This window comes from Variimorphobacter saccharofermentans, assembly GCF_014174405.1.
Taxonomy (GTDB): Bacteria; Bacillota; Clostridia; order Lachnospirales; family Lachnospiraceae; genus Mobilitalea; species Mobilitalea saccharofermentans.
The window spans coordinates 3826932-3843443 of record NZ_JACEGA010000001.1 but is presented as its reverse complement, the minus strand read 5'-3'; the positions used below and the strand labels follow the sequence as shown (position 1 = coordinate 3843443).

Sequence of the window (16512 nt, the reverse complement as noted above, 5' to 3'; positions counted from 1 at the left end):
TTCTTTTTTATATAAAATTAATAAAAAATGGATTTAAAAAGCATATATTTGTAAAATTATAAAATTAAGAGTATAATTTTGTTGTAAATATTATGTTAATTTTAGAAATAATACCATGGAATGGAATACTAAGATGATAAAGTAATAAATAGATAAAGATCTGCGGAAGGGGTAAAAAATGATAGCACATATCCATCCTATAACTGGTGATAAGCAAACAATAAAAGAACATTGCCATGGAACGGCAAAGTTTGCTGAGAACTTCGGGGAGAAAATACAATTACGTAACTTGGCCTATATTTCAGGAATATTACATGACATGGGGAAATACACAAAAACTTTTGAAGTGTATCTGGAGACTGCGATTAAAGATAAAAAAAATGCCAAACGAGGTTCAGTAAATCATGCAGGCGCTGGAGCAATCTTTGTTTTTGAACGTTACTATAAGGGAGACGAGTTACATAAACTTACAGCTCAGCTACTTATTGACGCCATATTTAGTCATCATGGACTTTTTGATGTAATTACACCGGAGGGTAAAGAAGTTATTGATCTCAAGCTATCGAATAAAGAGCAGATTGAGTATGAAGAGGCAAAGAATAACTTTATCGAATCTGTGATTAGCTTGGATGAACTTGATCAAAGATTTGAAAATGCTGTGGATGAGGTGGAGCGTATTACTTGCATTATCAAGAAATTAATAAAAGAGTGTGATAATGAGAAGGAAAGAGATGTCGCTCAGGACTTTTATTACGGATGCTTACAAAGAATACTTTTATCTCAACTGATTGATGCAGATCGCTTAGATACAGCTATTTTCTGTGGTGACAGAGGGGTAGTTAACGAAGCAGACGATGAATATTATAGTAGGTTGTGGGATGAACTTATCAGCAAACTCGAAAATAAATTGAGTGAGTTTAAAAATACCGATAAAATTTCTTTGTATCGAAAGAGGATATCCGAAGAATGTTATGCTTTTTCAAATAATCCTAAGGGAATTTATCAATTGATGGTTCCAACTGGTGGAGGTAAAACATTGGCCTCCTTAAGATATGCGCTAAATCATGCAAGGAAGATGAATACGGAACGAATAATATATGTAGCTCCATATATGAGTATTTTGGATCAAAACGCAGATGTTATAAAGCATATTTTTAATCGTGATGACATTATACTTGAACATCATTCTAATATCATAATAGAATCAGAAGATGAATCCGAGGTGTGGAAACATCTGACTGAGAATTGGGACTGCCCGATAATTCTTACTACAATGGTTCAAATGCTTAATACCTTATTCGACGGAAGAACTCAATGTATCCGACGAATGCATAACCTTACCAATGCCATTGTTATTTTTGATGAGATTCAAAGCATTCCAGCTAAATGCATCCATACCTTTAATTTGGTAATTAATTTTTTATCATATGCCTGTGGGGCTACCATTATTTTGTGTTCGGCGACTCAACCACCTTTGGAGAGAGAGGTGAATTACAAGCTTCTTATGGGAAAACCCAGAAGTATAATAAATGATGTTGAAGAAGTATTTAATCAATTCAGACGGGTGAAGGTTATGGATAAAACCAGACCAGTAGGATATGATGCAGCAGGTTTGTCTGGAATAATTTCTGAAATAATGGAACATTCAAGAAATGTATTAATAATTATGAATACGAAGAAAGCAGCAACCATGTTATATCATGCTGTTAGGGATTGGAACGATCATTTACCACAGAAGGACAAAGCGAAAGTCATTTTATTAACTAATAATATGTGTCCACAGCACAGATTGGATTTTATTTATGAGATAAGAGACAAGCTCAGAAATAATGAAAAGATTATTTGCATTAGTACAAGCTTAATAGAGGCGGGTGTTGATATATCATTCCAGTATGTAATACGGTCGTTAGCTGGTCTAGATAATATTGCACAGGCAGCAGGAAGGTGCAATCGAAATGGAGAATTGGATGAAGGAATTGCAATTATTATTAACTCTGCAGATGAGAATTTAAGTAGATTGCCGGAGATTATAAATGCTCAGAACGCCTTGAAACCCATACTAAGAAAATATGAAGAAGAACCGGAGTATTTTTCTGGAGACTTGCTGTCTCCTTCGGCTATGGATAATTTCTATAAAAGATATTTTAAGGAAATCAATAAAGAAATGAATTATCGAATTAAAGATCGAAATACAAACCTACTTGATCTTCTTTCATCGAATGAAACAGGAATCAAAGCTTATTATACTAACTCAAGAAAATATCCTAAGATGATACTAAATCAGGCTTTCAAGACTGCTGGAGAAGAATTTGAAGTGATTGTGAATAATACAAAAGATATTATAGTTCCATATAATGAAGAAGCAGTTGAATTAATCAATATTCTTAATGGGAATTCATCTATGGAAGAAGTAAAAAGTGCGATAAAGAGAGTACAAAACTATACGATAAATATTTTTCAACAAGACTATGAACAGTTGTGCACTATGCAATGCATTAAACCGTTATTAAATTATGGAATATATGCACTTGCGGAAGGTTTCTATTCAAAAGAGACAGGTATTACATTAGATAAAGATATGAATTTTTTATTAATTTAAAAGGAGGTGAGATAATGAAGGAGAATAGCATTGAATTTAAGGTTTATGGAAAATATGCACTTTTTTCAGATCCAGTCACAAGAGTGGGAGGGGAGAAATTTACTTATCAAATCCCAACCTATCAAGCATTAAAAGGAGTGTGTGAGAGCATTTACTGGAAGCCTACTATACAATGGTTCATTGATAAGGTAAGGATTATTAAGCCTATTCAAACACAATCTCAGGGAGTTCGGCCGATAAACTTTACTGGAGGAAATACACTATCAATCTATACATACTTGAAAGACGTAGAGTATCAGGTAAAAGCTCACTTTGAATGGAACGAAAATAGACCTGATTTAGTAAATGACAGAAATGAGAATAAACATCATAATATTGCAAAACGTATGCTGGAGCGAGGAGGACGCAGGGATATTTATCTTGGTACAAGAGAATGTCAAGCATATGTTGAACCCTGTGAATTCTCCAGTGGGAAAGGACACTACGATAATATCGATGAACTAAGCTTTGGATTGATGCTTCATGGAATTACTTACGCAGATGAAGCAGTCACAGAAGCAGAAAAAGGTCATATGACAATCAGGCTTTGGACTCCAGTAATGAAGAAAGGAATTATCGAATTCATTCGACCGGAGGACTGTACGATAAGAAGAATTGTTGGTGATATGAAGATGAAGCATTTTGGAGAAGGGAATTTTATTGGCTTAGATGAATTTACGGAAGAAGGTGATTTGATTGGGATGGATGAATGCACTTTATGAAACCTATGATAATTGTAGTCATTTAGTAGGAAAAGAGCAGGATGATGGTACATTACTTCTTCCAGTTGCTCACTCCACTCAAAACGCACAGGTCGAAGTAGTGGTTGACTTACATGGTAATTTCATTCGTGCTGAAGAGGTACCTAAGAGTGATGCAATTACCATTATACCTGTTACCGAGGATTCAGGTACACGATCTAGTGGCATTGCACCACATCCACTTTGTGACAAGTTAATTTATATTGCGGGCGATTATGCTATGTATAGCAATAAAGCAAATGCAGAAGTGTGTTATAAGCAATACATTACTCAACTAGAAAAATGGTGCAATTCTGAACAGAGCCATTATAAGGTAACAGCAATATTTCAATATCTGAAAAGAGGATGCCTAATTAACGATCTGCTGTCACAAGGAATAATTTCATTATCTCCAAACGGACTTCTCGATGACCATAAGAAAGTACAGAATATAGCAGCATCAGATCTATTTGTCCGTTTCCGTATTGAGGATTTTAATCTCTACGACGAAGGAGCAATATGGAAGGACAGGGATGTCTATGACAGTTACATAGACTATATTTTATCAAGCCAAGAAGGACTGGATTTATGCTATGTTAGTGGGAAGGAAATACCTTGTTCCTATAAGCACCCTGCTAAAGTAAGGCATGCCGCAGATAAAGCAAAATTAATTTCAGCTAATGATGAGTATGGCTTTACTTACCGGGGGCGGTTTGCCAAAAAGGAACAGGCTTTGTCGGTGGGATATTTGACATCACAGAAGGCTCATAATGTCTTAAGATGGCTAATCGAAAGACAAGGCTATACAAGATATGGAATCTCTTTAGTCGTATGGGACAAGAACGATAAGGCTATACCTAATATTTTGGATAGTACTCAGGGAATATCCAATAAGATGATGCGGATAACCAGTGAAACAGATATTGGCTATAGTTACGCTAATGCATTTAATAAGACCATAGATAGCTATAAAGGACTTCTAGATACTGAAGCAACAATACATATTATATCTGTAGATGCAGCTACAACAGGTAGACTTTCTATCAATTATTACCGTGAAATCAAGAGCTCAGATTTCTATGAGCGATTGAAATATTGGCATGAGACTTGTATCTGGGAACATGAATACTGGAAAAAAGATGGCTCTAAAGCAACTTATATTGGTGCGCCTAGTATTGAGAGTATAGTATTGGCGTCCTTTGGAACCGAACAGAATGGAAAATTAAATGTAAAGGACGAATTAAAAAAAGCAACAATTGAACGATTGTTGCCATGTATTCTCGATAAAAGAGACATACCAAAGGATATAATCAGATCTGCGATTCAGAATGCATCTAGACCTATGGCATTTAGTACGGGAAACTGGAAGAGAGTATTGAATACGACCTGCGCCTTGATCAAGAAAGATAGAAAATATAATGTGGAGGATTGGAATATGGCATTAGATGATAAAGAAAGGGATAGAAGCTATTTATATGGAAGGTTACTAGCAGTAGCCAATCGTGTAGAGTATCTTACATACGAGAAAGATGAGAAACGTCAAACAAACGCAAAACGATATATGCAGCAGTTTAGAAATCGACCATTTACAACATGGGCAACTATTGAAGATAATCTACAACCATATTTTAATAAACTAAAGAGCAATAGTCAAAAAATTAAATATGAGAAGATATTAAACGAAATATATGATCTTTTTGATAAGGAGGAGTTTAAGAAAGATGATCCTCTTGATGGTATGTATCTTTTAGGTTTTCATTGCCAATCCAGTGTATTTTATAACAAAAATAATGTTGCTATGAATGATGATGAAAATGAGGAGGGAAATGATAATGAGTAAATTTACAAACAAGATTGATTTTATGGTAATAGTAACAGTAAAAAATGCAAATCCAAATGGTGACCCATTGAATGGTAACCGTCCTAGAGAGAATTATGAAGGCTTTGGTGAGATATCAGATGTATGTATAAAAAGAAAAATTAGAAATCGTCTTCAGGATATGGGCGAAGAGATTTTTGTACAATCGGATGATCGATGCACAGATGGGTATAAAAGCTTAAGTGAGCGTGCTAAAAACTATGAACCACTGGAAAAAGCTTTGAAGGATAAAGAACAGTATGCAAAGGCTGCATGTGAGAAATGGTTTGATGTAAGATGCTTTGGACAAGTATTTGCATTCAAAGATAATAATGTTTCCGTTGGTGTGAGAGGTCCTGTTTCTATTCATCCGGCTGTCAGTGTGTCACCAGTTGATATTACTAGCATACAAATTACAAAGAGTGTGAATAGTGAGCCAAGCGACAAGGGTAAATCTTCAGATACAATGGGTATGAAGCACAGGATAGATTTTGGTATGTATGTAATTAAGGGAAGCATTAATCATCAGTTGGCTTGCAAAACAGGCTTCAGTGACGAAGATGCTGAAAAGATCAAAGAAGCATTAAGAGGACTTTTTATTAATGATAGTTCTTCAGCGAGACCGGATGGTAGTATGGAGGTATGTAAATTATATTGGTGGAAGCATAATTCTCCCATTGGCCAGTATTCATCTGCAAAGGTACATAATACAATTAGTTTTAGGGTAAAAGAGGGAGTTAAAATACCAAAAAGCTATAAAGATTATAATATTATAAGAAATGATTTGGAGGGGTTAGTACCTGAAGAATATGATGGAATATAATGAAGAAGAATATCTCATGCTATCAGGAATTCAGCATTTTGCTTTTTGCCGACGGCAATGGGCACTGATACATATTGAGCAGCAATGGCAAGAAAATGTCAGAACTGTTGAAGGTAATATATTGCATGAAAGTGCCCATAAAGACGATTTTAATGAGAAAAGAGGGAAAGTTATTATATCACGTGGGATGCCTGTTTACTCAAGGATCCTTGGGATTAATGGTGTATGTGATGTGGTTGAATTCCATGAGAACAAAAATGGTGTTTCAATACACGGAAGAGAAGGAACCTACCTTCCGATTCCTGTTGAATATAAACATGGTAAACCTAAAGAAGATGACATGGATGCATTACAACTTTGTGCTCAGGCTATGTGCATAGAAGAAATGATGCTTTGTCACATAGATGTAGGATATCTATATTATGGAGAGACAAGACACAGGCAGAAAATCGAGTTTAATGAAGAATTACGAAATAAGGTAGTCCGTTTATTTCAGGAAATGCATGAGCTATATCATAAGCAATATACACCAAAGGTAAAACCATCAAAAGCATGTAAAGCTTGCTCCTTAACAGATTTATGTGTGCCTAAGCTTTATAAAACATTGACAGTAAAAGAATACATTGATGGGATAATAAAGGAGGAGTAATGAAGAAATTATTAAATACTTTGTATGTAACTTCTCCGGATACCTATTTATCGCTTGATGGTGAAAATGTTGTGATACTTAGAGATGAAGAAAGGTTAATGCGAATGCCATTACACAATCTGGAGAGTATTGTTTCTTTTGGATATACCGGTGCAAGCCCAGCATTGATGGCAGCATGTTCAGAAAGAAACATAGCGTTAACCTTTATGTCACAAAACGGAAATTTTATGGCCAGAGTGGTTGGAGAGGTACATGGTAATGTAATTTTGAGAAAGACACAATATCGTATATCAGAGAATGAAACTGATAGTCTGCAGATAGCGAAAAATATAGTAATTGGAAAGGTATACAATTCAAGAAGTGTGCTTGAACGAGCTACAAGAGATTATCCACAGAGAGTTGATATTGAAAAGTTGAAGAAAACGTCAAAGATATTGCTAAATGCTATTGAACTTATAAAAGAGTGTAAAAGTAAAGAAGAATTACGAGGCTTGGAAGGAGCTGCAGCAAACCGATACTTTGGCGTACTAGACGATTTAATATTGCAACAAAAAGATAGTTTTCAATTTAGTGGAAGAAATAAGAGACCTCCGATGGATAATATAAATTCCATGTTATCTTTTGTATATACTTTGCTAGCTCATAATGTAGCTAGTGCGCTTGAAACAGTTGGGTTAGATCCCTATGTTGGATTTATGCATACTGACCGACCAGGTAGAATTTCTTTGGCTCTTGACTTAATGGAAGAATTGAGAGCGGTTTATGCTGATCGTTTTGTATTATCAATGATTAATAAAAGAGAGATAAATCCAAAAGGTTTTACTCAAAAAGAAGATGGTGCAATTATAATGGATGATGACACGCGGAAATGTGTTTTAAAAGCATGGCAATCCAGAAAGCAGGAAGTGATAACACACCCATTTCTTAATGAAAAAGTTGAATGGGGTATGGTTCCATTTGTTCAGGCTATGCTTTTAGCAAGATATATTCGTGGCGATTTGGATGAATATCCTCCATTTCTTTGGAAGTAGGTGAAGAATGCTAGTATTAATAACATATGATGTTAATACAGAATCAAATGCAGGTAAGACAAGGCTACGAAAGGTAGCTAAACAATGTGTAAACCATGGCCAACGTGTACAAAATTCTGTATTTGAATGTATCATGGATTATACACAATGTAGGGAACTTCAAGATATATTAGAGAAAATAATCGACAAAGAAAAGGATAGCTTGAGATTTTACTTCTTAGGAAATAATTATAAAAGTAAGATTATACATATTGGAGCGAAAAAATCTTTTGATATGGAAGGACCTCTAATAATTTGATGTTAGTGCGAATGTTATGCTTACATAATAATGCCGGAGGATTCGCACCTGAAAATAGGTATTAAAATCTACCTTTGTTAGGTGATGAAACATTATACTATGGATATTTATGTATAACGTATACAAAAAATAATATTACTTTATAAGTGAGTTTGTTAAGTTTTGCTGTCGGCTCTCGCGAGAGAGCCGTGGATTGAAATCATTTAGCTACTAAACTAAAATTTGGCTTAGATGGTCGGCTCTCGCGAGAGAGCCGTGGATTGAAATTAACACGTTAGAGCGTGTATAAATAGGCTTTAAGCGTCGGCTCTCGCGAGAGAGCCGTGGATTGAAATTGTTGAGTGTCCTAATACTTTGAATGGTTTATTGTCGGCTCTCGCGAGAGAGCCGTGGATTGAAATAGAATGCAATGGAAAACAGATAACAGAAAAGCAAGCACGTCGGCTCTCGCGAGAGAGCCGTGGATTGAAATTTCTGCGTACGATTTACTCAAATATGATTTTCCAGTCGGCTCTCGCGAGAGAGCCGTGGATTGAAATGATTTTTACATCTATATATTGTATTCATTAAACTGTCGGCTCTCGCGAGAGAGCCGTGGATTGAAATTTATTTATATCCAAGTATCTCATATATCTCTTCGTCGGCTCTCGCGAGAGAGCCGTGGATTGAAATCCGATATAGTTAATCATGGTGAGGAGACATGTGTTGTCGGCTCTCGCGAGAGAGCCGTGGATTGAAATATGCGGTAATATATTATAATTGGAGGTAATAAGGAGTCGGCTCTCGCGAGAGAGCCGTGGATTGAAATAATTGACTATATCTTATCTTGATTAAAGTATATCGTCGGCTCTCGCGAGAGAGCCGTGGATTGAAATAAAAGTCAACTAGCCATTATAAAATAATTGTAAGTCGGCTCTCGCGAGAGAGCCGTGGATTGAAATGTATATTCAAGGAGGTTCTTGTTATCACTTTATGGTCGGCTCTCGCGAGAGAGCCGTGGATTGAAATATTAAGTCGCCATTTAAAATGCAATATGCATTCGGGTCGGCTCTCGCGAGAGAGCCGTGGATTGAAATGATGATTCAGAATGGAAAGACTTGCAAATTACAACGTCGGCTCTCGCGAGAGAGCCGTGGATTGAAATCTCTTGTCACGTTTATCACTCTCCAATCTGATAAAGTCGGCTCTCGCGAGAGAGCCGTGGATTGAAATCGGTATTGCCGGTGTTTGTTTGCCAGCAGTTTGGTCGGCTCTCGCGAGAGAGCCGTGGATTGAAATCGATATATGATCTAACAAAATCAAATGAATGTATGTCGGCTCTCGCGAGAGAGCCGTGGATTGAAATCTGATAAATATAATGATAATAATCTTACATACATAGTCGGCTCTCGCGAGAGAGCCGTGGATTGAAATAATCAATGGTGATCTTGGAGATGGATCAATATATGTCGGCTCTCGCGAGAGAGCCGTGGATTGAAATGGATAGGTTATGCCTTAATCCAAAAGCTATGCAGAGTCGGCTCTCGCGAGAGAGCCGTGGATTGAAATCCCAATGGCTCTGTCCTCGGAAGATATATTCAAGTCGGCTCTCGCGAGAGAGCCGTGGATTGAAATATTTTTTATTACCTCCTAATTTTATTATTTTAACAGTCGGCTCTCGCGAGAGAGCCGTGGATTGAAATAGCTCCGCTATGCATTCGTAATGCAACAGACCGGTCGGCTCTCGCGAGAGAGCCGTGGATTGAAATTCCGAAATATGGATTTTGATCCTGAATTAGTTGCTGTCGGCTCTCGCGAGAGAGCCGTGGATTGAAATAAGGTTGATAGCTGCAAGAAACAAGACGATTTAAGTCGGCTCTCGCGAGAGAGCCGTGGATTGAAATGATATAGTTTTACAGGGCTGTGAGCTTAACCGCGTCGGCTCTCGCGAGAGAGCCGTGGATTGAAATTTTACTGCATCTTGTGTAATACCATGCATTTGGGGTCGGCTCTCGCGAGAGAGCCGTGGATTGAAATTCCGTCTGGTACACGTACCTGTATGGATTTAATGTCGGCTCTCGCGAGAGAGCCGTGGATTGAAATAAAAAGTTATATAATTCATAATAGGCAAAGTCCATGTCGGCTCTCGCGAGAGAGCCGTGGATTGAAATTATTTATCGCATCTATGTTAATACCACGCTGTGGTCGGCTCTCGCGAGAGAGCCGTGGATTGAAATTTTTAACACTAACTATGGTATAACAAAAGAATATTGTCGGCTCTCGCGAGAGAGCCGTGGATTGAAATTATTACTTTTCAGCTAGTGTAAAGCAGTTATATAGTCGGCTCTCGCGAGAGAGCCGTGGATTGAAATTGATAACGTGTGTTTAATCTGCTGATATAATACGTCGGCTCTCGCGAGAGAGCCGTGGATTGAAATCTCGATTGTAAGTGTCAGGTCAGCCATATTTGGCGTCGGCTCTCGCGAGAGAGCCGTGGATTGAAATGTTGCGTTGCCCGTGCCATCATACGGATAAACAAGGTCGGCTCTCGCGAGAGAGCCGTGGATTGAAATTATCTCGTCACAGATGTATAACCTCTTTCTGGTCGTCGGCTCTCGCGAGAGAGCCGTGGATTGAAATATTGTGCTATCTTTCCTAATCTGCTTATGTAATGTCGGCTCTCGCGAGAGAGCCGTGGATTGAAATTTGTTATTTAAAAATTTTTGATAGTCCATTGTTTGTCGGCTCTCGCGAGAGAGCCGTGGATTGAAATTTTTAACTCTTTTTTCTCTGTATAAGCTCTGTTCGTCGGCTCTCGCGAGAGAGCCGTGGATTGAAATATATAATGTCATATCAATTCCTCCAATCTATCTAAGTCGGCTCTCGCGAGAGAGCCGTGGATTGAAATATGATAAGTTACAAGGTAATGACCGCTCTTATCTGGTCGGCTCTCGCGAGAGAGCCGTGGATTGAAATTTCTTAGCAAGTGGGGCGTACTCAGTATTGATATGTCGGCTCTCGCGAGAGAGCCGTGGATTGAAATATATTCCATTGCTTTTTGAAACTGCTCCGGGTACCGTCGGCTCTCGCGAGAGAGCCGTGGATTGAAATTATGTCTGCCATCGTTGTTACTAAATCCCCAACCTGTCGGCTCTCGCGAGAGAGCCGTGGATTGAAATCGGAATACGAGAAAATCAAGGATTGCGATAAGTTGTCGGCTCTCGCGAGAGAGCCGTGGATTGAAATGACTGTATCTACATTGAGAAAAGTGTATCAACATGTCGGCTCTCGCGAGAGAGCCGTGGATTGAAATCAGACAGATATTACAGCGTTTACCTTTGGCTTTGTCGGCTCTCGCGAGAGAGCCGTGGATTGAAATAGCAGGGGCACAGTAAGGAGAAGAATTTTAGACGTCGGCTCTCGCGAGAGAGCCGTGGATTGAAATCAAATACCTCAATCAATTCTCGATGCATCATTCGAGTCGGCTCTCGCGAGAGAGCCGTGGATTGAAATACAATATGAAGTAATTGGTATTATTCCAGCACATGTCGGCTCTCGCGAGAGAGCCGTGGATTGAAATTTGTACAACTGGAAAACTTGACGGAAATTTTAAGTCGGCTCTCGCGAGAGAGCCGTGGATTGAAATTTGTACAACTGGAAAACTTGACGGAAATTTTAAGTCGGCTCTCGCGAGAGAGCCGTGGATTGAAATATGACCGGTGATTGCATATGGTAAACATTATCGTGTCGGCTCTCGCGAGAGAGCCGTGATAAAATGATTAATCTAGAATTGATTAAGAAAATCAAAAAATTGCATATACCACAGTCTACCTTTACTCAGCTGACCGTGTCAGAGAGAACACAAACTCGGTGCCAACACCTTCGGTGCTGACTACATTGATGTTCTCGTTATGAGCTTGAATGATTTCTTTGGTGATGGATAGACCAAGGCCGGTTCCTTTTTTGTCCTTACCACGGGAGGGGTCCGTCTTATAGAAACGTTCCCAGACCTTTTTAATGGATTCCTTGGGAATTCCGATTCCATAGTCCTTGACGGACACGAATACTTTTTCGCCTTTTTCTTCTGTGGAAACCTTGATCTTGGAATTGTTGTGACTGAATTTAATGGCGTTGTCGATTAGATTGTATAATACCTGTTGGATTTTACCCATGTCTGCATCGACAAAGGTCTCTTTTGAAGAAAAGACCAGGTTCAGCGTTATTTTCTTATCCCTACAAGCTCCTTCGAAGCTTTCAGCCGTTTTCTTGATAATATGGTTAATATCAAAGGAAACTATATCAAGTAATGCTCCATGGTTATCAAAGCTATTCAGCTCCAGTAAATTGGAAGTTAGCTTTGTTAGGCGTTCTGTTTCAAATAAAATTATGTTCAAATATTTTTCCTGCATCTCATAGGGGATTGTTCCATCCATGATTGCAGTTACATACCCCTTGATGGAAGTAAGCGGAGAACGAAAATCATGGGAAATATTTGCGACAAATTTCTTCTGGTAATCATCCAGCTTGCTTATTTCACCTGCCATATAGGATAGGGCAGCACCAAGGTTTCGATATTCGCTCAAGCCTTTTAGAACAAGAGCATAATTGTAGTTACCCAGGCTGTATTCTTTGGCAGCCTTCATTAAATTCTGAAGTGGTCTGGCTGTTATATTATAGATATAGAGGAATAGTACCAATAGCATCGGAAGGAAGACAAGGAAGCATATATTGATTACGTCCAGATAATAGGTGGATTCATCCGTAACTGTCTTCATCGGTGTATGTAGGATAATATAGCCTCTGACCTTATAGTTATAGATTACAGATTGTGTTACAGAAATCATGGGCTCCTTGAATATGCCTTCAAAATAATTATTCTCAGAGCTTGTTTTTTCTAATAGTATGGGATCCATATCATAGACATTTTTATATTCGGCATTTCCCGCATCCGATGAATCGGCGAGAATCATGCCCTTTGGGTTTACGATCCATACACGGATATTCAGAAAATTCTGAATGGACTGTAAAGGAGTAGATAAGTTCTCAAGGGTTAGATCTGGGTTATGAAAGTAATCCAGATATTCTGATGAAATCAACTTTGCTTCTTTGTAAAGAAGATCAAATTTATCTTTCTTAAGACGCTTCTCCAGTAGCTTCATACCATAGGTATTAAGGAGCAGAAAAACCATGACTGCCGCAACAAGATAACATATTATGAGTCGAGACCATAGTGTTTTCTTCATGTCCTTAACCTACCTTTCGTGTGTTTATTTCTTACCGCCCTTAGCTTCAAATTTATATCCGATTCCCCAGACGGTGGATAAGCTCCAATCCTGATGATCCTTTATTTTCTCTCGAAGACGCTTTATGTGAACATCCACAGTACGGGTATCCCCAAAATACTCATATCCCCAGATATGATCCAGAAGCTGTTCTCTTGTGAATACCTGATTGGGGTTAGAGGCTAGGAAATATAACAATTCCAACTCCTTCGGTGGCATTTCTATATTGTCTCCATAGTATTGTACGGAGTAATTACTTAAGTTAATGATTAAATCTGGATAAGCAACGTATTCTCCAGTCGGTGTGGGCTGTTCCGCCACTTCCTTCGGAGTGGGATGAAATCGTCGTAGAACGGCCCGGACTCTGGCAACTAATTCTTTGGAATCAAAGGGCTTAATAACATAGTCATCAGCACCCAGCTCAAGACCTAAGACTTTGTCAAAGATTTCGCCCTTTGCAGAGAGCATGATAATCGGTACGGATGAGGTTTTTCGTATTTCTCGACATACTTCATAACCATCGATTCCCGGAAGCATGAGGTCTAGTAGAACCAAATTCGGTTGATAGGAGCTAAACTCGCGGATGGCTGCTTCCCCGTCATTTACAATCAAGGTGTCAAAGCATTCTTTTGTAAGATATAAGGAAATCAGCTCTGCAATATTAACATCGTCATCAACGATTAATATTTTTTGCTTGGATATCATAGGAACCTCCTTTACGTGTGGTATTGTATAAAGACAGTAATCGTTTATTTAAACTCTACAATGGTTACACCGTGGTCGCCCTCACCAAAGCCTCCGACCCGGAATGTTTTAACGTACTTAAGCTTTTTCAGATGCGCATGGATAGCATTTTTCAGTGCACCTGTTCCTCTTCCGTGAATTACGGTTACCTGCGGTAAATGTGCAAGGTAGGCATCATCCAGATATTTATCCAGCTCAGGAAGTGCCTCATCAACAGTCTTTCCGATCAGATTGATCTCCGGATGAATGGAAGCGGATTTGCTCAACTTTATCTTGCCACTCTGTGTTTTGCTATATCCAGGAGCAACGATGTCTTCGTCCTCTATGAGTTCAATATCACTGATATTAACCTGGGAACGGAGAATACCCATCTGTACAAATAAGTCCCCTTTGGCATTGGGAAGCGTACTTACCGTTCCTTTCAGACCTAAGCTGATTACATTGACAGAAGAACCAATACGCAGGTCCTTGGCTGAGGTAGCAGACTTTTTACTTTTCTGTTTTGATTTTGTATTAGTAATATCGTTACCGCTTAGGCGTTCGCGCAGCGAGCTGCGTTCTGCCTCCATATCCTTGATATTGCCGCCATCCTGTAACCATTTATTATAGCGGCGAATGCTTTGATCGGCGTATTCCTTTGCTTCCTGTAATATCTTTGCTGCCTGCTCTTTCGCTTCCTTCAAAAGTCGGTCACGGTTAGCTTCTATCGATTCATTCTTACGTGTCAGATTTTTCTTTAACTGCTCGATTTCCTCTTTATATCTCGAGATTTCTTCCTGTTCCTTCTCAATGGTAATACGACTTGCTTCCAGATCGCTGATCAGATCCTCGAAACTCTTTTCCTGCTTTCCGATCAAATCTTTAGCATCCTGAATGATATAATCCGGAAGACCGAGCTTTGAGGAAATGGCAAAGGCATTACTTTTACCAGGGATACCGATTAGTAGACGGTAAGTCGGACGAAGGGTTTCCACATTGAACTCACAGCAGGCATTGGATACACCCTCTGTTGACAAAGCATACACCTTCAATTCACTGTAGTGGGTCGTAGCCATGGTACGAATTCTTCTCTTGTGGAGATGGGACAGAATAGACATAGCAAGGGCTGCTCCCTCTGTGGGATCAGTACCCGCACCCAGTTCATCGAATAAAACAAGTGAGTTCTCATCAGCAGACTCAAGAATCTTCACGATATTCGTCATGTGGGAGGAAAAGGTGCTTAAGCTTTGCTCAATACTTTGCTCATCACCGATATCGGCAAACACCTCTCGAAAGACAGCCAGTTCCGAACCGTCAAAAGCTGGAATATGAAGACCTGCCTGTCCCATTAAGGTAAGTAATCCCACCGTCTTAAGAGAGACCGTCTTACCTCCGGTATTGGGACCGGTTATGATCAGCATGTTAAAATCTCTGCCCAGCATGATATCAATGGGAACTACCTTCTTTGCATCGATTAATGGATGACGACCCTTCTTAATATTAAGAATACCGTCCTGATTAAATTTGGGTTCAGAGCCTTTCATAAGCTTTGATAAAGAAGCTCTGGCAAATATGAAATCAAGCTGTGATAATGTTGCAAAGTTATATTCCAAGCTCTCGGCATATTCTGCAGCCTGATTACTCAGGTCTGCTAATACCTTCTCAATTTCTTCCTGCTCTTTAATCGAGAGCTCTTTTAACTCGTTGTTCAGGCGTACAATTGCCATCGGTTCCACAAATAGAGTGGAGCCAGTAGAGGATTGATCATGGATCATACCCGGAAATTGATTTTTGTATTCGGCACGTACTGGCAGACAATAACGGCCATTTCTCATGGTGATAATTGCTTCCTGAAGCAAGGTACGGGAGGAATTCAATATCGAAGACAGCTCACTGTGGATGCGGTCGTTGGTATTACGAATGGAGCGTCTGACCGTCTTAAGTGCAGGACTTGCATCATCTGCAATCTCCTCCTCGGAAATAATGCAACGCTTTATTTCATTGTTCAAGGGAGTCAGAGGCTCGAGATTTACAAAATACTCTGTGAGAGAGTCTTCTGTTTGCTCTTCGTTGTCCTTGCCCGTATATCCTCCATATGCTTTTAACCGTAGTGTAGCATCCAGATCGGAGCTAATATGAAGAAGCTCCACTGCTCCTAATGCGGACCCAACCTTCAGGCGCATGATGGAGGGGCGGATATCATGGATACCGTTAAAGGATACACTGCCTCTTCTCAGAATTCGAGATAGTGCGTCCGTAGTTTCTTTTTGCAATTGCTGGATGGTAGCCAAATTCTCATTGGGTAGTAACTTTGCACAAAGCTCCTTTCCATGAACAGTACCAGCTAAAGTTACTAATTTATCAATAATTTTATGAAATTCAAGAGTTCTTAATGCTTTTTCGTTCATCTTATTAATATGCCTTTCTATGAAAATGCTCAGTATCAATGTTATCCACAATTTGCTTGCGGACTCTATCTCTATTTTACCGT

Annotated in this window: 10 protein-coding genes and 1 CRISPR repeat array; of the genes, 7 read left to right on the top strand and 3 right to left on the bottom strand. The window is 39.1% G+C overall.

From position 1 onward, the window contains the following. Window positions 1–178: 178 nt before the first annotated feature. From cas3 to cas2, 7 genes are read left to right on the top strand one after another with little or no spacing between them, the layout of a single operon-like run. On the top strand, window positions 179–2599 hold the full coding sequence (gene cas3, locus H0486_RS16705) for a CRISPR-associated helicase Cas3' (RefSeq protein ID WP_228354075.1): 2421 nt from the start codon (window positions 179–181) through the stop codon (window positions 2597–2599). 14 nt (window positions 2600–2613) lie between these two features. Continuing rightward, on the top strand, window positions 2614–3360 hold the full coding sequence (gene cas5c / locus H0486_RS16700) for a type I-C CRISPR-associated protein Cas5c (protein WP_228354074.1): 747 nt from the start codon (window positions 2614–2616) through the stop codon (window positions 3358–3360). Beyond that, entirely contained in the window at window positions 3344–5218 is a 1875-nt protein-coding gene (gene cas8c, locus H0486_RS16695; RefSeq protein WP_228354464.1) for a type I-C CRISPR-associated protein Cas8c/Csd1, read from the top strand. Before cas5c ends, cas8c begins: the two co-directional genes overlap by 17 nt. Next, window positions 5211–6059 carry a type I-C CRISPR-associated protein Cas7/Csd2 gene (gene cas7c / locus H0486_RS16690; protein ID WP_228354073.1) on the top strand — a complete coding sequence of 283 codons (849 nt, stop codon included), beginning with the start codon at window positions 5211–5213 and terminating at the stop codon, window positions 6057–6059. The genes cas8c and cas7c overlap by 8 nt, the downstream gene beginning before the upstream one ends. After that, window positions 6049–6708, top strand: a complete 660-nt coding sequence (cas4, locus tag H0486_RS16685) for a CRISPR-associated protein Cas4 (protein WP_228354072.1) — start codon at window positions 6049–6051, stop codon at window positions 6706–6708. Before cas7c ends, cas4 begins: the two co-directional genes overlap by 11 nt. Next, entirely contained in the window at window positions 6708–7739 is a 1032-nt protein-coding gene (cas1c, locus tag H0486_RS16680; protein ID WP_228354071.1) for a type I-C CRISPR-associated endonuclease Cas1c, read from the top strand. Before cas4 ends, cas1c begins: the two co-directional genes overlap by 1 nt. A gap of 7 nt (window positions 7740–7746) precedes the next feature. Next, the gene (cas2, locus tag H0486_RS16675) at window positions 7747–8037 is read left to right on the top strand and encodes a CRISPR-associated endonuclease Cas2 (protein WP_228354070.1); all 291 of its coding nucleotides are present in this window, start codon (window positions 7747–7749) and stop codon (window positions 8035–8037) included. A 167-nt stretch (window positions 8038–8204) separates the two neighbouring features. Continuing rightward, window positions 8205–11728: direct repeats of the CRISPR family, unit length 33 nt; unit sequence GTCGGCTCTCGCGAGAGAGCCGTGGATTGAAAT. Between the two features lie 121 nt (window positions 11729–11849). On the opposite strand, the gene H0486_RS16670 is transcribed toward cas2, so the two are convergent. Genes H0486_RS16670 through H0486_RS16660 form a run of 3 tightly spaced genes read right to left on the bottom strand, consistent with a single transcriptional unit; the run spans window position 11850 to window position 16429 of the window. Continuing rightward, a complete protein-coding gene (locus H0486_RS16670) occupies window positions 11850–13259 on the bottom strand; it encodes a sensor histidine kinase (RefSeq protein WP_228354069.1) in 1410 nt (469 codons plus the stop codon). A 24-nt stretch (window positions 13260–13283) separates the two neighbouring features. Beyond that, window positions 13284–14003 (bottom strand): response regulator transcription factor, encoded by a 720-nt coding sequence (locus H0486_RS16665; RefSeq protein ID WP_228354068.1) that lies wholly within the window; start codon window positions 14001–14003, stop codon window positions 13284–13286. A gap of 44 nt (window positions 14004–14047) precedes the next feature. Next, window positions 14048–16429, bottom strand: a complete 2382-nt coding sequence (locus H0486_RS16660) for an endonuclease MutS2 (protein WP_228354067.1) — start codon at window positions 16427–16429, stop codon at window positions 14048–14050. Between the last annotated feature and the right edge of the window lie 83 nt (window positions 16430–16512).